This is a genomic window from Actinosynnema mirum DSM 43827, assembly GCF_000023245.1.
Taxonomy (GTDB): domain Bacteria; phylum Actinomycetota; class Actinomycetes; order Mycobacteriales; family Pseudonocardiaceae; genus Actinosynnema; species Actinosynnema mirum.
Map to the genome: position 1 here is coordinate 6,916,115 of NC_013093.1, position 18,917 is coordinate 6,935,031.

Consider the following 18,917-nt stretch of genomic DNA (forward strand, 5'->3'; position numbering starts at 1 on the left):
GGGCGCCCGGAGCTCCGGGCGCCCCACCCGGTCACGTCACCCGGTCCTGAGCAGGCCCGCTCACTCGGCCGGGTTGAGCCGCAGGTCCGGGTTCACCGGCGGCGCACCGTCGAACGGGCCGGGCACCAGGCCGCCGAGCTGGTCCAGGGTCAGCCGCACGTCGGCCGAGAACGGGTCGGTCCCGGCGGGCGGGTCCGCGAACCAGGACTTCAGCTCCTCCGGCACCGGGTAGCCGTCCGCCAGCTCCCGGTACTGCTCGCCGCGCTCGCGCGCCTGCCTGGCCAGCTCCTGGTACTCGCGCATGGCGATCCGCATCCGGATCCACCGGTACCGCGCGGTCCGCTCGCCGCCCTCCTGGGTGAACCTGGTGCGCAGCAGCTCGCCCGCGACCCGGCCGCGCTCGGCCAGCGCCCGGATCGTCTCCGGCCGCATGAACAGGTTCGTGCCGCCCTCCCCGCCGCGCAGCCGCACGTGCGCGATCCGCCCCCGGAAGCCCGGCAGCGCCGACTGCATCGCGTCCCGCCAGCCGAGCGCGGTGTCCAGGACCGCCTGCGCGAACCCGACCGCGCCGGTGACCGACCGCCACGGCCTGCCCTCCTGCGAGGCGTCCTGCTCGGGCAGCCACACGTCCTGCACGCCCGGCGCCGGGTAGCCCTGCAGGGTGAGCCCGAACGTGGGCCAGCGGGGCAGCAGGGTGTCGAAGAAGTGGATGGGGAAGTTGCTGGTGATGCCGCCGTCCGAGAACCAGTGCACCCTCGGCTCGGGTTCGGCGCGCACCAGCGGCACCGCCGAGATCAGGCCGGGCATCGGAATGCTCATCCGCACCGCGAGCGCCACCGGGAGGTCGGCGGGCAGCACGCGCAGCGCGGTCGCCGGGTGCAGCGGGCAGCGCTTGTCGTCCGCGCCCTCGTCGCCGAGCAGGTCGACCACCCGCGCGGGCAGCACCCCCGCGAGGCAGTCGGCGCAGAACAGCCACCGGTCGTCCGAGGTGAACGGCAGCCTGCACGGGCGGCCCTCGGACACGTCGGTGCTCATCAGCACCAGGTTCGTGGTGAGGTCGGAGAAGCGCAGCCCGCGCACGCCCGAGAGGTGGTCGAGGGAGTCGGCGAGCCAGTCGCTCAGCGGCGGGACGTCGGTGGACTTCGGCATCCCGCAGCGGCGGTCCCACCAGCTCGCCCGGTAGCCGCCGGTGCCGGGCACGAGCCCGAAGCCGATGGACACGGCCCGCTCGCGCACGAACCTGCGCACCCCGCCCGCGTAGATCAGGACGACCGCGCTGGCCAGCCCGAAGCCGAGCACCAGCCACACCACCCCGGCGGTGGCCGCCGACGCCAGCACCGCCCAGTCCACGCGCAGCCGGGGGACGATCGGGTAGAGCGGGACGGCAGCCAGCAGCAGCAGGCCGATCCGGGCGGGCAGCGGTCCGCGCCCGGTGGGCAGCGCCTTCACCGCCACCCACGGCACCGTGACCGCCGCCACCACGACGACGGCCGCCAGCCCCCAGGTCGGGAAGCCGGGCCAGGCGACCGCGCCGAACCACAGCGCAGGCCCGGCCAGCCAGACCAGCAGCGCCGCGGCGAGCGCGGCCTTGGCCCGCGGGCCGATCGCGCCCAGCAGCGCGAACACCAGGGACACCGCCGCGCTGCGCCCGGTGGTCTCCCGGCTCTGCATGGTCGCGGTGACCAGCCGGTAGAGCTTGCGGGTGGCCCTGGTCGGCTGGAACAGCTGGGCGAGCCGCTGCCGCCCGGACGCGAACCAGGTGACCGTGTCGGCGAGCCGGTCGAACCCGCCGCTGTCCCGCCCGCGCTCGGCCGCCGCCGCGAACGAGGCCCCGATCGCCCCGGCCGAGGCCCCGCCGAGCGAGCGGAACCGGTAGTGCTTGGACAGCTCGACCACGGCCAGCGGGTAGACGATCCCGCTCGTGGCCCCGCCGCGCATGGTCAGGTCGCAGCACCTGTCGAAGTCCTCGTAGTCCCCGTAGTCCCCGTCGCCTGCCGCCATCACCGGATGGTCCCGCGCGGCGCCGGGGTGGCCGCTAGGGCCGTTTCGGGGAGGGCGCACGGGTGGAGCAGTCGTGCGCGCCCCGACCGGTGCTGGCCACTCGGTGCCGGCTGGCCAGCGCTCCCCGCTCAGCGCCGCCCGGTCAGTGCCGCCCGGTCAGTGCCGCTTGGTGGGCGGGGCCAGGAAGTCGTCCAGCAGCACCGGGGTCATCCCGTCCGCCTTCGCGCGCTCGCAGAACGCGGTGAAGTCGGCCACGAAGCTGTCCCGGAAGTGCATGAGCACGATGTCGCCGCCGCGCAGCTTGTCCCCGACCTGGAACTGCACCACGCCGTCGTTGACCGCCGCGGTCCACAGCACCACCGCCCGCATCCCGCACGAGGCGGCGGCGCGGCGGGTGTTCAGGTCGTAGTTGCCGAACGGCGGGCGGAACAGGGTCGGCCTGGTCCCGAGCGCCGACCCGAGGTAGTCGGCGTTGCCGCAGATCTGCGCGCGCTGCGCCTCGTACCCCATGCCGCGCAGGTTCGGGTGGTCCGCGGTGTGGGCGTGCACGTGCGCGCCCGCGCCCTGGAGCGCCTTGAAGTACGCCGGGTCCGGCTGCACGTGCGTGGTGTTGAGGAACAGCGACGGCTCGATGCCGGAGTCGCGGACGAGCTGGAGCGCCTTCGGGTGCCGGACCGCGCCGTCGTCGACGGTCAGGAACACGTAGGGCTTGTCGGTCTCGATGCTGCTGACCACCGGCGCGAGGTCGCCCTCCTGCGGCGGGGCCTCCTTCTGGGCCGTGCCGTACCGGTAGGGCTGCTGGAACAGCTTCGGCGGCGGCGGGGGCGGGGTGGTGGTCATGGACGTGGTCGTCGTGCTCGGCGGCACGGGCACCGCCCTGAGGGCTTCGGGAGCGGGCGAGCAGGCCGCCAGCAGTCCCAGGGCAGCCGTCATCGCTACTGCCAACGCGCGCATGGAGTGGATCCCCCCGGAGGATTGCTGTTCCTCCGGATGGGACGCGGGTGCCGCCATCCGGGTTGCACGGCGATCGCGAACCGCCGGGGATAGGGTCGGGCTCCGACAGCCAAGATCACCAGCGGAGGACCCGATGAGCCTCGACCGACCCGTCGCGCCGGACCCGTACTCGCTGCTCCCGACCGTGCCCGCGTTCCAGGTCACCTCGACCGACGTGGCCGACGGGCGGCCCCTGCCGCAGGCGCAGGTGTTCGAGGGCGGCAACACCTCGCCGCAGCTGTCCTGGAGCGGGTTCCCCGAGGGGACGAAGAGCTTCGTGGTGACCTGCTTCGACCCGGACGCCCCCACCCCGTCCGGCTTCTGGCACTGGGTCGCGGTGAACCTGCCGGTCTCGACCACCTCGCTGGACACCGGCGCGGGCGCGGACGACGCCTCGCTGCCCGGCGGCGCGTTCCACGTGCGCAGCGACTACGGCACCCGCGCGTTCGGCGGCGCGGCCCCGCCCCAGGGCGACCACCCGCACCGCTACTTCTTCGTGGTGCACGCGGTCGACGTCGAGGCGCTGGACGTGGACGGCGACGCCTCTCCCGCCGTGGTGAGCTTCAACCTGGCGTTCCACACCCTGGCGCGGGCGATCATCACCCCCACCTACCAGCACTGACCGCCGGGAACATCCGCCCGGACGAAGGGGTTGAGCACGGCGTGAGGCACTTCGACCTGGTTGTCATCGGCACCGGCTCCGGCAACTCCATCGTGGACGAGGCGTTCGCCGCCTGGGACGTCGCGATCGTGGAGAAGGGCGTGTTCGGCGGGACCTGCCTGAACGTGGGCTGCATCCCGACGAAGATGTTCGTCCACACCGCGGACCTCGCGGCGGGTCCGGCGAGCGCGGCCCGCTTCGGCGTGGACGCCTCGCTCGACGGCGTGCGCTGGACCGACGTGCGGGACCGGATCTTCGGGCGCGTCGACCCGATCGCCGAGGGCGGCAGGCGGTGGCGCGAGAGCGGCAGCGCGAACACCACCGTGTTCAGCGGGACGGCCCGGTTCACCGGACCGAAGACGCTCGACACCGGCGCCGGCGAGACCATCACCGCCGACCGGTTCGTGATCGCGGCGGGCTCGCGGCCGGTCGTGCCGGACGTGCCGGGCCTGGCCGAGACCGGCTTCCACACCAGCGACACGGTGATGCGGCTGGACCGGCTGCCCCGGCGGATGGTGATCCTGGGCAGCGGGTTCGTGGCCACCGAGTTCGCGCACGTGTTCTCGTCGTTCGGCGTGGAGGTCACCCTGGTGGCCCGCTCCGGCGCGCTGCTGCGGGCCGAGGACGACGCGGTGTCGGCCCGGTTCACCGAGCTCGCCTCGGCCAAGTGGGACGTGCGGCTGGACCGGCGCGCGGTGCGGGCCGAGCGGGTCGACGGGGTGGCGCGGCTGCACCTGGAGGGCCCGGACGGCCCCGAGGTCGTGGAGGCCGAGGAGCTGCTGGTCGCGGTCGGCCGTCAGCCCAACACCGACCTGCTGGACGTCGCGGCGACCGGTGTGGCCCTCAACGACAAGGGCAGGGTCGCGGTCGACGAGTTCCAGCGCACCTCGGTGGAGGGGATCTACGCGCTGGGCGACATCAGCTCGGACTACCAGCTCAAGCACGTGGCGAACCACGAGGCGAAGGTGGTGCGGCACAACCTGCTGAACCCGGACGCGCCGGTCGCCTCGGACCACCGGTTCGTGCCGTCGGCGGTGTTCTCGTCGCCGCAGATCGCCTCGGTCGGGCTGACCGAGCGGGACGCGGTGGCGAAGGGCGTGTCGTACGTCAGCGTCGAGCAGCCGTACGCGTCGATCGCCTACGGCTGGGCGATGGAGGACACCACCGGTTTCGTGAAGCTGCTGGCCGACCCGGTGACCGGGCAACTGCTGGGCGCGCACGTGATCGGGCCGCAGGCGCCGACCGTGGTGCAGCCGCTGATCCAGGCGATGAGCTTCGGCCTGGACGCGCGGTCGATGGCCAAGGGGCAGTACTGGATCCACCCCGGGATGCCGGAGGTCGTGGAGAACGCGCTGCTCGCGCTCCCGTTGAAGGACCAGCGCTGAGGGACCAGCGTTGAAGCACTGGCGCTGAAAGACCGGCACGGCACGGCGGGAGGCCCGGACCACTGAGGTCCGGGCCTCCCGCCGTGCCGAGGGGTGTCAGAGGGTGCGCGGCCGTCCGGCGATCACGCCCAGGGCGATGAGCGCGACGAGGACGCCCGCGAGCACGTACATCGACACCGTCCACGCGCCGGTCACGTCGCGCAGCACGCCGAACGCGAACGGGCCTGCGGCCGAGATGAGGTAGCCGATGCTCTGCGCCATGGCGGACAGGTTCGCGGTGTCGGCGGCGGTGGCGGTGCGCAGCGAGATGATCACCAGGGCCAGCGGGAACACGCACATGCCGGTGCCAATCAGCACGACCCACAGGCCGGGCGCGGCGACCGGCGCGATGGCCAGGCCCAGGATGCCCGCGATGGACAGCGAGCCGAGCAGGACGACCAGCCAGGACTGCGAGCCCCAGCGGGTGGCCAGCGGCGGCACGACGAGGCTGACCGGGACGCCGAGCACCATGGTGATCGCGAGCAGCATCCCGGCGGTGGTCCGGTCGACGCCGGAGTCGGCCATGATCTGTGGCAGCCAGCCCATGACGGTGTAGGCGAGCAGCGACTGGAGCCCGAAGAAGACGGTGATCACCCAGGCCAGCGGGCTGCGCAGCACCGAGGTGCGGCGCGCCGGGGCGGCGGGACGGGCGCCGTGGGCGGGGGCGACGGCGGGGGCGGCGCCGTGGCGGGCGCTCGCGGACCACACCAGCAGGGCGGCGGTCGACAGCAGCGCCCAGGTGGCGGCGGCGAGCTGCCAGGAGCCGAGCACGGTCTCCAGGGTCGGGGTGAGGGCGGCGCCCACCGCGGCTCCGGCGGCGAGCGCCGCGGTGTAGACGCCGGTGAGGAACCCGACCTTGTCCGGGAACGACTCCTTCACCACGACCGGGATCAGCACGTTGCACACCGCGATGCCCGCGCAGGCGGTGAACGTGCCGCCGAGCAGCACGGCCGGGCCGTCCAGGACCCGCAGGACCAGGCCGAGGGTGAGCACGACCAGCGACGCGCCGACCGCGCGGGCCATGCCGAAGCGGCGGCCCAGCCACGGGGCGGCGAACGCGGCGACGCCGAAGCAGACGGTGGGCACGGCGGTCAGCAGGCTGGTCCACGCGGTGGTGGCGCCGAGCGAGGCGCGGACGTCGCCGAGCACGGAGGCCAGGCTCGTGACGGCGGGGCGCAGGTTCGCGGCGGCGAGCGCGACGCCGACCGCGAGGAGGGTGCTGCCGACCAGCGCGGCGCCCCGGCCCTGGCGCGGTCCGGGGGCGGGTTCGGCCGGGGGCGCGGTGGCGGGTGCGGCAGTCGTCGGATCAGCGGTGGTCTGATCAGCGGCTCCGGTGACCGGATGTGTTCCCACCGTCGCGTCGTCACCCGGATCGGTGGCAATGTGGACGGACACGGGAATTCGGTCTGGCGGGATTTGCTGGATCGACACTCGGTTACTATCGCAGACATAGGATGTTTGGATGAAAGGATGCCGCTGTGCCGTTGGCCACTACTCGACGGGCGGGCCTCGTCGACCAGGTGATCGACCAGATGAGGGGGGCGATCGCCAGCGGTGAATGGCCGGTCGGCCGGCGCATCCCCCCCGAGCCGGAGCTGGTGACGGCGCTGGGCGTGGGGCGCAACACCGTGCGCGAGGCGGTGCGGGCGCTGGCCCACGCCGGCCTGCTGGAGGTCCGCCAGGGCGACGGGACGTTCGTGCGCGCCACGAGCGAGCTGTCCGGGGCGGTGCGCAGGCTGTGCGGCAGCGAGCTGCGGGACGTGCTCCAGGTGCGGCGGACGCTGGAGGTCGAGGGCGCGCGGCTGGCCGCGACCCAGCGCACCGAGGAGGAGCTGGCCCGGCTGGAGGTCGCGCTCGCCGAGCGGGACTCGGCGCTGGCCGCGAAGGACTGGGAGCGGCTGGTCGAGCGGGACGCGCAGTTCCACGAGCTGCTGCTCCAGTGCTCGCACAACACCCTGCTGGCCGAGCTGTACCAGGGCCTGACCGAGGCGGTGCGGGCCAGCATCGACGCGACCGTGCGCACCGCGCCGGACGACGACGACCTGTCCCACGAGGGCCTGCTCCAGGCGATCCGCGACGCCGACCCGGCGCGGGCGGCGCTGGAGGCGGGCGGGTTCCTGGAGGAGCTGCTGGAGCGGCACGGGGAGTAGCGGGCGGCGGTCGCCCACGAGGGGTTCGCGCGCACGGGCCGGGAGCGCCGCGCGCGGATCGCCCGCGCGCGCTCTCACCGCCGCGCCGTCACCCCAGCGCCGTCACCCCAGCGCTCCCGCACCGGCGCCCGCACCGCCGCATCCCCGCCGCGCTCTCACCGCCGCGCCATCCCCCACGCCGTCACCCCCGCGTCGGGACCCACGCCTCCCAGACCTCCCGCAGCACCTGCGCCACGGCCCCGATCGCGGGTCGCCTGGCCGCCTGCGCGCGCCACACCACGAACACCCGCCGGGTCGGCCGGGGCTCGAACGGCACCGCGCGCACGCCCTCCGGCAGCGCGCCCCGCCCCAGCCTGGGCAGCAACGCCACCCCCACCCCGCGCTCCAGCAGCGCCAGCTGGGTCTCGTACTCGCCGACCCGGTGCGCCAGCAGCGGCTCGGCGCCCTCCGCCCGGAACGCGTTGACCAGCCAGTCGTGGCAGATCGTCCCCTCCGGCTGGCAGATCCACCGCTCCCCCGCCAGGTCCGCCACCCCGACCGCCGCCCGCCCGGCCAGCCGGTGCCCCGGCGGCAGGAGCACGTCCGCGTAGTCCTCCCCCAGCCGCACCCGCGCCAGCGACTCGTGCACGGGCAGCGGCGCGTTCACCCAGTCGTGGGCCACGGCCAGGTCCAGCTCGCCGCGCGCCACCGCGCCGATCGCCTCCGGCGGGTCCTGCTCGACCAGCCGCGCGTCCAGCTCCGGGTGCCGCACCGCCAGCTCCGCGAGCGCGGGCGGCAGCAGCCCGCGCGCGGCGGTGGAGAACGCGCCGATCCGCAGCTCCCCCACGACCTGCCCGCGCTGCCGCTCCAGCGCCACCTCGGCCCCCTCGACCAGGGCCAGCACCCGCTCGGCGGTGTCGGCGAGCAGCAGCGCCGCGTCGGTGAGCACCACCCCGCGCCCGCGCCGCTCCAGCAGCACCGCGCGGGTCTCCCGCTCCAGCTTGGTGATCTGCTGGGACACCGCCGACGGCGTGTACCCCAGCGCCGAGGCCGCGGCCCCGACCGAACCGTGCCGCGCCACCGCGTGCAGCGCCCGCAGGCGTCCCAGGTCGAGCATTCAGCAATGCTAAACCCCATGTTTCAGAACTTAGCTCTGGTGCTAAACGATTGGCCGGGCTGAGACTGGCGGACGTGAAACCAGCCCACTCCGCCGTCGCGGTGCTCGTCGCCGCCATCTGGGGCGTCAACTTCGTGGTCGTCAAGGTCGGCCTCGCGGAGTTCCCCCCGCTGCTGTTCTCCGCCCTGCGGTTCCTGCTCGCCGCCGTGCCCGCCGTGTTCTTCCTGGGAGGGCCGCGCGTGGCGTGGCGGTGGGTGTTCGGCGTGGGGCTGGCGCTGGGCGTGGTGAAGTTCGGCCTGCTGTTCACCGGGATGCACGCCGGGATGCCCGCGGGCCTGTCGTCGCTGGTGCTCCAGAGCCAGGTGGTGTTCACCGTGGCGCTGTCGGCGGTGGTGCTGGGCGAGCGCCCGCGACCGGCGCAGGTGCTGGGCCTGGCGGTGGCCACGACCGGGTTCGTGGTGATCGCCCTGGACTACCGGGTGTCGAGCCCGGTGTCGGCGCTGCTGCTGGTCGTGGGCGGCGCGCTCGCGTGGGGCGTGGCGAACGTGCTGACCCGCAAGGCCCAGCCGCCGGACTCGCTGCGGTTCATCGTGTGGGTGAGCGCGGTGGCGGTGCTGCCGCTGCTGGCGCTGTCGCTGCTGGTCGAGGGCCCGGAGGCGGACCTGGCCGCGCTGCGCGGCATGGACTGGGCGGGCGCCGGGTCGCTGCTGTTCGTGGCCTGGGTGTCGACGCTGCTCGGCTTCGCCCTGTGGGGCTTCCTGCTGCGCACCTACCCCGCGCCGCGCGTGGTGCCGTTCGCGCTGCTGGTGCCGGTGGCCGGGATGCTGTCCGGCTGGCTGCTGCTGGACGAGGAGGTCACGGCGGTCCGGTTGGGCGCGGCGGGGCTGGTGGTGGCGGGCATGGGGGCGGCGACGCTCACCCGCCCCCGCTCCCGCCGCCGCGCCGAACCGGTCGTGGAGGCCGTGCCGGTGTAGCCCCCGCTCAGGCGACCGGCGGCGCCCCGGCGGGCGGCACGACCCGCAGCCCGCCCGGCGCCCCGCGCTCCAGCAGCGCCCGCACCGCGCCCGTGTCCAGGTGGTCCACGACCAGGTCGCCGAGCAGGTCCAGCTGGGCCTCGCGGCGGGCCGCGAAGTCGGTGTCCGGGGCGACCTCGAACCCGTCCCGCCCGGCGAGCCCGGCCACGTGCCGCAGGAACGCCCGCCGGAACCCGTTGTTCTCCAGCAGCCCATGCCAGTGCGTGCCCACGACGCGTCCGCGCACCGCGCCCTCGACCTCGCCGCCCGGCAGCTCCACCAGCCCCGGCAGGTCGTCGGCGCGGCGCGCCACCCGGCCGTGGTGGATCTCGTACCCGGTCACCGGCTCGCCCAGCGCCACCCCGGTCGGCCGGTGCAGCGCCTTCTCCGGCTCGAACACCACGTCCACGTCCAGCAGCCCCAGCCCCGGCACCGGACCCGCGCCCGACTCCACCGGGTCGTCGATCGAGCGCGCGAGCATCTGGTACCCGCCGCACACCCCCAGCACCGGCCCGTCGTGCGCGGCGATCGCGTCGGCCAGCCCGGTGCGGCGCAGCCACGCCAGGTCCGACACGGTCGCCTTGGAACCGGGCAGCACCACCAGGTCCGCGTCGGCCAGCCGGGACGGCTCGGTGACGAAGCGCACGGACACGCCAGGCTCGCAGGCCAGCGCCTCCACGTCGGTGGCGTTGGAGATCCGGGGCAGCCGCACCACGGCCACCCGCAGCCACTGCCGCCCCACCGGGGCCTGCGGCCGTCCGATCACCCCGTCGGCCGCGTAGGACAGCGAGTCCTCGGCGTCCAGCCACAGCTCCTCGCGCCACGGCAGCACCCCGTGCACCGGCCGCCCGGTCAGCTCGCGCAGCTGCCGCAGCCCCGGTTCGAGCAGGGCGGGGTCGCCCCGGAACTTGTTGACCACGAACCCGGCCACGAGCGCCTGGTCGGCCGGGTCGAGCAGCGCGAGCGTGCCGAACAGGTGCGCCAGCACCCCGCCCCGGTCGATGTCGCCGACCACCAGCACGGGCAGCCCGGCGGCGCGCGCCAGTCCCATGTTCGCGATGTCGGTGGCCCGAAGGTTGATCTCCGCCGGGGACCCGGCGCCCTCGCACACCACGGCCTCGTGGTCGGCGCGCAGCCCGGCCAGGGTGTCGAGCACCACGGTCATCAGCTCGGCCTTGCGCTCCCGGTAGGACATGGCGGACACCTCGCCCGCGACCTTGCCCAGCACCACCACCTGGGAGCTGCGGTCGCCACCGGGCTTGAGCAGCACCGGGTTGAACCGCACGCTCGGCTCCAGTCCGCACGCGGCGGCCTGGACGGCCTGCGCGCGGCCGATCTCGCCGCCGTCGGGGGTGACCGCGGAGTTGTTGGACATGTTCTGCGCCTTGAAAGGCGCGACCCGCACGCCCTCCCGCGCCAACCACCGGCACAGGCCCGCCACCAGGACGCTCTTGCCCGCGTCCGACGTGGTCCCGGCCACCAGCACCGCACCACTCACAGCCGCACCCCTCCACCGGCGCCCGCGGGCTGCCATCATCCTCGTCATGGTCGACACGCCCGCCACCGCGGTCCTGCTGCACAGCCCGTTCCTGGGACCCGCCAGCCTCGCCCCGCTCGCCGACGCGCTCGCCGCGCTCGGCAGGCCGGTGCTGCCGCTGGACGTGCGGGTGACGGTCAACGCCGCACCCGTGCACCAGCGGATCATCGGCGGCCTCACCGACGCGGTCGAGGACTCGGGGGTGAGCGGCGACCTGGTCCTGATCGGGCACAGCGGCGCCGGTCCCCTGCTCCCCGCGTTCGCCGAGGCCCTCGAGGAAGCCCCCGTCACCGGTCTGGTCTACCTCGACTCCGACCTGCCCACACCCGGCCGCAGCTGGCGCGACACCGCGCCCGCCGAGCTGTTCTCCGCGCTGAAGGCCGCCTCGCGGGGCGGGCTGCTCCAGCGCTGGGACCGCTGGTTCGGCCCGGACGGGATCGCGGACCTGGTGTCCGACGCGGACCTGCTGGCCGAGATCACCGCCGAGGCCCCCGAGGTTCCGCTGGCGTTCCTGAAGGAGCCGCACCCGACGATCGAGTGGACCGGCCCGCAGGCGCTGCTGCGGCTGAGCCCCGCCTACGACGAGGCGTGCGCCCAGGCCGCCGCGCTGGGCTGGCCGGTCCGCGAGCTGGACCTGCACCACCTGGCCGCCGCCACCGACCCGGAGCCGGTGGCGCTGGCGCTGGCGGACCTGCTGGACCGGTTGGGCCGCTGACGGCCCGACCGGGGTTCGGGCTCAGCAGGTGGTGAGGATCTCCGCACCCTCGTCGGTGACGACGAGGGTGTGCTCGAACTGCGCGGTCCAGCTCTTGTCCTTGGTGGTGACGGTCCAGCCGTCGTCCCACATCTCGCCGTCGGCGCCGCCGAGCGTGATCATCGGCTCGATCGTGAACGTCATGCCGGTCTCGATGACGGTGGGCACGTGCGGCGCGTCGTAGTGCAGCACGATCAGGCCGTTGTGGAACGTGCGGCCGATGCCGTGGCCGGTGAAGTCGCGCACCACGCCGTAGCCGAAGCGGTTGGCGTAGGCCTCGATGACGCGGCCGACGACGTTGAGCTGCCTGCCGGGCTTCACGGCCTTGATCGCGCGCATGGTGGCCTCGTGGGTGCGCTCGACCAGCAGCCGCACCTCCTCGGACGCCTCGCCCGCGATGAAGGTGGCGTTGGTGTCGCCGTGCACTCCCCCGATGAACGCGGTGACGTCGATGTTGACGATGTCGCCGTCCTCGACCACGGTCGAGTCGGGGATGCCGTGGCAGATGACCTCGTTGAGCGAGGTGCAGCAGGACTTCGGGAAGCCCCGGTAGCCGAGCGTCGACGGGTACGCGCCGTGGTCGCACAGGAACTCGTGGGCGATCGCGTCGAGCCGGTCGGTGGTGACGCCGGGCACGACGGCCTTGCCCGCCTCCTGCAGCGCCTGGGCGGCGAGCCTGCCCGCGACGCGCATGGCCTCGATCACCTCGGGCGTCTGCGCCCACGGGTCGGTGTTGCGCTGCGGGGCGGGGCGGTCGACGTACTCCGGCCGCTCGATGTGCTCGGGGACGGGGCGCCTGGGGGACTGCGTCCCAGGCTTCAGGACGGCGCGCACGGACATGCCCCAACACTACGACGCCCGCCGGAGCGCCAGCAGGGGAGTCCGGGAAGCGGGAACCGTCAGCCGGTGGCCCGCAGGAACCTCCCCGTGGCGTCCACGGCGGGCGTGGAGGCGTTGGCCCCCAGCAGGAGCGTGGCGAACGCGACGTCGCCCCGGTAGCCGACGAACCAGCCGTGCGAGTTGACCCCGTCGCCGTACTGGGCGGTGCCGGTCTTGCCGCGCACGTCGCCGAGGTCGCGCAGCTGGGTCGCGGTGCCCGACTCGACCACCTCGCGCATCATCGCCCGCAGCGGCTCCAGGACGGCGGTGGACGGCGCGGGCGGCTGCCGGTCGGCCTTGGTGGCCTGCTCGCGCATGAGCGTCGGCGTGGGCATGGCGCCGCCCGCGGCGGTCGCGGCGACCAGGGCCATGCCGAACGGGCTGGCGACCACCTTGCCCTGCCCGAACCCGTCCTCGGCCCGCTCGACCACGTCGGACGCCTCGGGCACCGAGCCGGTGATGGTGGTGATCGCCGGGATCTCGAAGTCCACGCCGAGGCCGAACGACGCGGCCTGCTCGGTGAGCGCGGCGGCGGGCAGCTCGGCGGCGAGCTGGGCGAAGGTGGTGTTGCAGGAGAACGCGAACGCCGTCCGCAGCGGGACGGCGCCCTTGTCGAACTCCTTGTCGTTGGGCACGATCCGGCGGCCGTCGACGGTGGTCCTGGCGGGGCAGGGCAGCGGGCTGTCCGCGTTCGCCTTGCCCGAGGCCATGGCCGCCGCCGCCGTGACGATCTTGAACGTGGAGCCGGGCGGGAACTGGCCGGTGAGCGCGATCGCGCCCTGCTCGTCGGCGGGGCCGTTCTGCGCCACGGCCAGCACCTCGCCGGTGCCGACCTTCAGCGCCACCAGCATCGCGGGCTGCGCGATCGGCTCCAGCGCGTCCTCGGCGGCGTCCTGCATCCGGCGGCTGAGCGTGGTGGGCACGGCGTGCGCGGGCTCGGGCTGCTGGTCGAACAGCGTCTCGACCTCCTGCCCGGAGGAGTTGGCGGTGTAGACGCGGAACCCGGCCTCGCCCGCGACGGTGTCCTCGACGGACTTGCGGATCGCGGGCAGCACCTGCGAGCCGTAGTCGCGGGAGGGGGCCAGCAGGCTCACCTGGCTGGTGAAGCGGACGCCGGGCAGCTCGTAGATGGCGGGCTTGACCGACTGGTAGTCGGCGTCGCGCAGCGCGGCCACCAGGTACGACTGGCCCTCCGGGACGGCAGCCGCGCCGTCGGCGACGGTCTTCGCGGTGATCTTCCCGTCGAACCGGGACAGCGCGCCCGCCAGCGCGGTCGCGACCGCGTTCAGGTCCCCGGCCTCCTTCGGGCTCAGCAGCACCGAGACCACCGTTTCGGGTGACATCAGCGCGGTGCCGTCCCGGTCCAGCACGGGGGCGAGCGCGGGCCGCGCCTCGGCGAACCCGAGCGACTGCTGCGCGCCGAGCTTGGGGTGCACGACCGAGGGCGCCCAGTGCACCTTCCAGTCGTCGGCCTCGCGGCGCAGCTCCACGGTGGTCCGGTACTTCCACCGGTGCTCGTTGGGCAGCTGCCACTCCAGGGTGGCTTCGGCGGGCGCGGTGGCCCCGCTCTGGTCGCCGACCGCGTCGACCGAGGTGGTCAGCCCGGTGGCCCCCAGCGCGCCGCGCACCTTGTCCAGCAGGTCCTTGGCGGACGCGGGGTCGTCGGTGAGCTCGGCGGCGCCCAGGGTGTCCCCGGAGGCCACCTTGGACAGGAAGTCGCCGAGCGCGTCGCCCGGCCCCGGCTCGGACGTGAAGAGCCCGCACCCGGAGAGCAGCAGCAGGACGCACACCGGACCGGCCAGCTTGGGCAGCAGCACCACCGCAGTATGCCCCCGGATCAGAAGAGCACGGTCGCGTACTGGCCCACCTGCGTGAACCCGATCTTGCGGTACGCGGCGCGGGCGGGGCTGTTGTAGCCGTTGACGTACAGGCTCGCGGTGCGCCCGAGGCCCCGGACGAGCCGGTCGGCCACGGCCGCCGTGCCCGCCGCGCCGACGCCGTGCCCGCGCCGGTCCGGCCGCACCCACACGCCCTGGATCTGGCCGACCTGCCGGGACATGGCCCCGATCTCGGCCTTGAACACGACCTCGCCGTTCTCGAACCGGGCGAACGCCCGCCCGGACGCGATCAGCTCGGCCACCCGCGCCCGGTAGCCCGCGCCGCCGTCCTCGACGCACGGGTCGACGCCGACCTCCTCCACGAACATGGCGATCGCGGCGGGCAGGTAGCGCTCCAGCTCGGCGGGCCGCACCGGCCGCACCAGCGGGTCGGGGCGCACCGACGGCGCGCCGCCCATGGCGAGCAGCGGCTGGTCGGCGCGCACCTCGCGGGCCGGGCCCCAGTCGCGCTCCAGCTCCTCCCACAGGCCGATGACCTGCTCGGCGGGACCGACCAGCGAGGAGCACGTGCGGCCCCGCCGCCGGGCCCGGTCGGCGAAGCCGCGCAGCGCGGCCTGGCCGCCGGACAGCGGGATCAGGTTCGGACCGGCGAAGCACAGCGCGTCCACGCGCCCGCCGCGCAGCGACCGGTGGTCGAACGACCAGACCTCGCCGCCCAGCCGCCACGGGTCCAGTCCCACGGACTCCACCCGCGCGGCGACCATGCAGGACGCCACCGGGTCAGCGGCGAGCGCCGCCAGCACCCCGGTGAGCTCCCGGTCGTCGAGCACCCTCGCTCCGGCAAGCCTCAGCACACGGCCAAGCCTGCCAGAGAACGCGCCGGAGCGGGGTGCCCGCCACCCGCTCAGCCGACCGTGACGACGGGCTCGCCGGAGGCCTCGGTCTCGCCGACCTCCTCGGCGATGCGCATCGCCTCTTCGATCAGGGTCTCCACGATCAGGTGCTCGGGCACGGTCTTGATGACCTTGCCCTTGACGAAGATCTGGCCCTTGCCGTTGCCGGAGGCCACGCCCAGGTCGGCCTCGCGGGCCTCGCCGGGGCCGTTGACGACGCAGCCCATGACGGCGACGCGCAGCGGCACCTCCATGCCCTCCAGACCGGCGGTGACCTGCTCGGCGAGGGTGTAGACGTCCACCTGGGCCCGACCGCAGGACGGGCAGGACACGATCTCCAGCTTGCGGGGACGCAGGTTCAGCGACTGCAGGATCTGGTTGCCGACCTTGACCTCCTCCACCGGCGGGGCCGACAGGGAGACCCGGATCGTGTCGCCGATGCCCTGGCGCAGCAGCGCGCCGAAGGCCACGGCGGACTTGATCGTGCCCTGGAACGCGGGGCCCGCCTCGGTGACGCCCAGGTGCAGCGGGTAGTCGCACTGCTCGGCGAGGATCTCGTAGGCGCGCACCATGACCACGGGGTCGTTGTGCTTGACGGAGATCTTCAGGTCGTGGAAGTCGTGCTCGGCGAAGAGCGAGGCCTCCCACAGCGCCGACTCGGCGAGGGCCTCGGGGGTGGCCTTGCCGTGCTTGGCCATCAGGCGCGGGTCGAGCGAGCCCGCGTTGACGCCGATGCGGATGGGGGTGTTGTGGTCGCGGGCCGCCGCGGCGATCTCCTTGACCTTGTCGTCGAACTTCTTGATGTTGCCGGGGTTGACCCGGACCGCCGCGCAGCCCGCCTCGATGGCGGCGAACACGTACTTCGGCTGGAAGTGGATGTCCGCGATCACCGGGATCTGGGACTTCTTCGCGATGGCGGCGAGCGCGTCGGCGTCGTCCTGCGTGGGGCAGGCGACCCGGACGATGTCGCAGCCGGACGCGGTGAGCTCCGCGATCTGCTGGAGGGTGGCGTTGACGTCCGCGGTGACCGTCGTGGTCATGGACTGCACCGACACCGGGGACTCGCTGCCGACGCCGACCGACCCGACCTTGAGCTGGCGGGTCCTGCGCCGCTCGGACAGGACGGGAGGCGGCAGCGCAGGCATACCGAGCATGACGCCGTCAGTCATGGGACAAGCACCTTTCGGGGAGGCACATCAGGGGAGCCGGATGGGGTTGACGATGTCCGCGGTGATCGTCAGCAGCGTGATCGCGCCGCCGACGAAGATGGCGAAGTAGGTCAGCGGCAGCAGCCGCAGGTAGTTCACCGGGGGCCCCGCGGGCTTGCCGCGCAGCTTGCGGACCCAGTCGCGCACCCGCTCGTACAGGTTGACGGCGATGTGGCCGCCGTCCAGCGGGAGCAGCGGCAGGAGGTTGAACACGCCGATGAAGAAGTTCAGGCCCGCCAGCATGAGCCAGAAGAAGTGCCACAGGCCCGCGCTCACGGCGTCGCCTCCGAGGATGGAGGCGCCGACCACGCTGACCGGGGCCTCCGGGTCGCGCTCGCCGCCGCCGATGGCCTTGATGACCATGGGGATCTTCTCGGGGAACTTCATCAGGCCGCGCCAGGTGTTGGCGAACATGTCGCCGGTGTACTTGGTCGCGCCGCCGACCGCGGTGAGCGCGTTGTACTCGTACAGCCGGGACTTGGCGACGCCGACGACGCCGACGGTGTCGACGTAGGTGGAGCCGTCGGCGCGCCGCAGCTCGCGCTCGACCTGCGGGATGTCGACGGTCAGCTTGACCTCGTCGTCACCGCGCAGGACGACCACCTCGGTGGGGCCGCTGCTCTGCTGGATCTTCTTCTGGACCTCGGTCCAGGTCGGCAGGCGCTGGCCGTCGACCGCGACGATCCGGTCACCCTGCTGCACGCCCGCGCTGACGCCGGGCGTCGGGTCGGTCGGCGCGCAGGTCGGGTTCTCCTTCTTGGCCTCGGCGGCGGTGGCGGGCACGCACTGCGAGACCTTCGACACCACGGCCTCGTCCCGGATGTCCGGCAGGCCGATGGTGGCGGCCATCGCGTACAGCACGACGAAGCCGACGATGAAGTGCGTGATGGACCCGGCGGAGAGCACGACGACGCGCTTCCAGGTCTTCTGCCGGTAGAAGGCGCGCTTCTCGTCCTCGGGCGACAGCTCGTCGAGCGCGGTCATGCCGACGATCTCGCAGAAGCCGCCCGCCGGGATGGCCTTGAGGCCGTACTCGGTCTCACCCCTGCGCATCGACCAGACGCGCGGGCCGAAGCCGATGTAGTACCGGGTCACCTTCATGCCGAAGGCCTTGGCCGTTGCCAGGTGTCCCAGCTCGTGCAGCGCGATCGAAATGCCGATGAGCAGCGCGAACAGCACCACACCCAACACGAACGCCACGGTCAGTCCCTCCCAGACCCCACCGAAGTGGCCACCAGTTCCCGAGCCCTCGTCCGAGCCCAGCGCTCGGCTTCGAGGACCTCGGCGACGTCGGCGGGGTCGTGTGCCCAGCCGTCCGCCTCGTCCAGCACCCGCTCCACGGTGTCGACCACGGAGAGGAACGACGTCGCGCCCACGAAGAAGGCGGCGAGCGCCTCCTCGTTGGCCGCGTTGTAGACGGCGGGCAGGCAACCGCCCGCCGTGCCCGCGCGCCTGGCGAGCCGGACCGCCGGGAACGTGTCGTCGTCCAGCGGCTCGAACGTCCACGCGGTCGGCTCTTTGAAAGTACACGCGGAGGCCGCGCCGGGAACGCGGTCGGGCCAGGACAGGCCGAGCGCGATGGGCAGGCGCATGTCCGGCGGGCTGGCCTGGGCGAGGGTGGAGCCGTCGGTGAAGGTGACCATGGAGTGGATCACCGACTGGGGGTGCACGACGACGTCGATCCGGTCGTAGGGCACGCCGAACAGCAGGTGCGCCTCGATCAGCTCCAGGCCCTTGTTGACCAGGGTGGCCGAGTTGATGGTGATCACGTTGCCCATCGACCAGGTCGGGTGGGCCATGGCCTGCTGGACGGTGACGTCGGCCAGCTCCGCGCGCTTGCGCCCCCGGAACGGGCCGCCGGAGGCGGTGAGCACGAGCCGGTCGACCTCGTCGGCGCGACCGCCGCGCAGGCACTGGGCGAGCGCGGAGTGCTCGGAGTCGACCGGGACGAGCTGGCCCGGCTTCGCGGCGGAGAGCACCAGCGGGCCGCCCGCGATGAGGGACTCCTTGTTCGCGAGCGCGAGGGTGGCCCCGGACGCGAGCGCGCGGAGGGTGGGGGCGAGGCCGATGGAGCCGGTGATGCCGTTGAGCACCACGTCGGCGGGGGCCGCGTCGACCAGGTCGCTCGCGGCGTCCGGTCCGGTCAGCAGCCGGGGCCTGCGGTGGTCGGCGGGCGCGAGGCCGCGGCGGGCGACCTCGGCGTCGTAGGCGAGGGCGAAGTCCTCGGCCGAGTCGGGGCGGGCCACGGCGACGGCCGGGGCGCCGAAGTCCAGGGCCTGCGCGGCCAGCGCCGCGAGGTCCGCGCCGCCCGCGGACAGCCCCGCGACGGCGAACTGGTCGCGCCTGGTGGAGATCACGTCGAGTGCCTGGGTGCCGATCGACCCCGTGGACCCGAGAACCAGGACCTTGCGTGGTGTGCTCATCGAAACCCATTGTTCCGGAGCAGGGCCCGGAGACCGAACAGCGGTAC

At 73.9% G+C, this 18,917-nt stretch carries 16 protein-coding genes; 5 read left to right on the forward strand and 11 right to left on the reverse strand.

Going from position 1 to position 18,917, the window contains the following annotated elements; all coding sequences use genetic code 11:
- Positions 1-60: 60 nt before the first annotated feature.
- Positions 61-2,001, reverse strand: a complete 1,941-nt coding sequence (locus tag AMIR_RS42940) for a patatin-like phospholipase domain-containing protein (protein WP_015804569.1) — start codon at positions 1,999-2,001, stop codon at positions 61-63.
- A 156-nt stretch (positions 2,002-2,157) separates the two neighbouring features.
- Complete coding sequence (locus AMIR_RS29115; protein WP_015804570.1) at positions 2,158-2,955, reverse strand: polysaccharide deacetylase family protein; 798 nt, start codon at positions 2,953-2,955, stop codon at positions 2,158-2,160.
- A gap of 133 nt (positions 2,956-3,088) precedes the next feature.
- On the opposite strand from AMIR_RS29115, the gene AMIR_RS29120 reads away from it, so the two are divergent.
- Together AMIR_RS29120 and AMIR_RS29125 are read left to right on the forward strand one after the other, a co-directional pair.
- Positions 3,089-3,616 carry a YbhB/YbcL family Raf kinase inhibitor-like protein gene (locus AMIR_RS29120; protein WP_015804571.1) on the forward strand — a complete coding sequence of 176 codons (528 nt, stop codon included), beginning with the start codon at positions 3,089-3,091 and terminating at the stop codon, positions 3,614-3,616.
- Between the two features lie 41 nt (positions 3,617-3,657).
- Positions 3,658-5,040: a mycothione reductase gene (locus AMIR_RS29125; protein ID WP_015804572.1), complete on the forward strand. Its 1,383-nt coding sequence runs from the start codon at positions 3,658-3,660 to the stop codon at positions 5,038-5,040.
- Between the two features lie 96 nt (positions 5,041-5,136).
- On the opposite strand, the gene AMIR_RS29130 is transcribed toward AMIR_RS29125, so the two are convergent.
- A complete protein-coding gene (locus AMIR_RS29130) occupies positions 5,137-6,474 on the reverse strand; it encodes an MFS transporter (RefSeq protein ID WP_015804573.1) in 1,338 nt (445 codons plus the stop codon).
- A gap of 83 nt (positions 6,475-6,557) precedes the next feature.
- Between AMIR_RS29130 and AMIR_RS29135 the strand changes: the two genes are divergently transcribed.
- On the forward strand, positions 6,558-7,229 hold the full coding sequence (locus AMIR_RS29135) for a FadR/GntR family transcriptional regulator (RefSeq protein WP_015804574.1): 672 nt from the start codon (positions 6,558-6,560) through the stop codon (positions 7,227-7,229).
- Positions 7,230-7,410: 181 nt separating this feature from the next.
- Here the strand turns inward: AMIR_RS29135 and AMIR_RS29140 are convergent, their stop codons facing one another.
- Positions 7,411-8,325 carry a LysR family transcriptional regulator gene (locus AMIR_RS29140; RefSeq protein ID WP_015804575.1) on the reverse strand — a complete coding sequence of 305 codons (915 nt, stop codon included), beginning with the start codon at positions 8,323-8,325 and terminating at the stop codon, positions 7,411-7,413.
- A gap of 74 nt (positions 8,326-8,399) precedes the next feature.
- On the opposite strand from AMIR_RS29140, the gene AMIR_RS29145 reads away from it, so the two are divergent.
- A complete protein-coding gene (locus AMIR_RS29145; RefSeq protein WP_015804576.1) occupies positions 8,400-9,299 on the forward strand; it encodes an EamA family transporter in 900 nt (299 codons plus the stop codon).
- Between the two features lie 7 nt (positions 9,300-9,306).
- On the opposite strand, the gene AMIR_RS29150 is transcribed toward AMIR_RS29145, so the two are convergent.
- Complete coding sequence (locus AMIR_RS29150) at positions 9,307-10,872, reverse strand: cobyric acid synthase (protein ID WP_049796994.1); 1,566 nt, start codon at positions 10,870-10,872, stop codon at positions 9,307-9,309.
- Between the two features lie 10 nt (positions 10,873-10,882).
- On the opposite strand from AMIR_RS29150, the gene AMIR_RS29155 reads away from it, so the two are divergent.
- Positions 10,883-11,590, forward strand: a complete 708-nt coding sequence (locus AMIR_RS29155; protein ID WP_015804578.1) for a hypothetical protein — start codon at positions 10,883-10,885, stop codon at positions 11,588-11,590.
- A 21-nt stretch (positions 11,591-11,611) separates the two neighbouring features.
- On the opposite strand, the gene map is transcribed toward AMIR_RS29155, so the two are convergent.
- The 6 genes from map to dxr are packed head-to-tail and all read right to left on the reverse strand — an operon-like array spanning position 11,612 to position 18,870.
- Positions 11,612-12,469 carry a type I methionyl aminopeptidase gene (map, locus tag AMIR_RS29160; RefSeq protein WP_015804579.1) on the reverse strand — a complete coding sequence of 286 codons (858 nt, stop codon included), beginning with the start codon at positions 12,467-12,469 and terminating at the stop codon, positions 11,612-11,614.
- A 59-nt stretch (positions 12,470-12,528) separates the two neighbouring features.
- Positions 12,529-14,325 (reverse strand): penicillin-binding transpeptidase domain-containing protein, encoded by a 1,797-nt coding sequence (locus tag AMIR_RS29165; RefSeq protein WP_041838469.1) that lies wholly within the window; start codon positions 14,323-14,325, stop codon positions 12,529-12,531.
- A gap of 20 nt (positions 14,326-14,345) precedes the next feature.
- A complete protein-coding gene (locus AMIR_RS29170) occupies positions 14,346-15,200 on the reverse strand; it encodes a GNAT family N-acetyltransferase (RefSeq protein ID WP_015804581.1) in 855 nt (284 codons plus the stop codon).
- 50 nt (positions 15,201-15,250) lie between these two features.
- A complete protein-coding gene (ispG, locus tag AMIR_RS29175) occupies positions 15,251-16,384 on the reverse strand; it encodes a flavodoxin-dependent (E)-4-hydroxy-3-methylbut-2-enyl-diphosphate synthase (RefSeq protein WP_425358893.1) in 1,134 nt (377 codons plus the stop codon).
- Positions 16,385-16,435: 51 nt separating this feature from the next.
- A complete protein-coding gene (locus AMIR_RS29180) occupies positions 16,436-17,647 on the reverse strand; it encodes a M50 family metallopeptidase (RefSeq protein ID WP_015804583.1) in 1,212 nt (403 codons plus the stop codon).
- A 2-nt stretch (positions 17,648-17,649) separates the two neighbouring features.
- Positions 17,650-18,870: a 1-deoxy-D-xylulose-5-phosphate reductoisomerase gene (dxr, locus tag AMIR_RS29185; RefSeq protein WP_015804584.1), complete on the reverse strand. Its 1,221-nt coding sequence runs from the start codon at positions 18,868-18,870 to the stop codon at positions 17,650-17,652.
- Positions 18,871-18,917 lie beyond the last annotated feature (47 nt).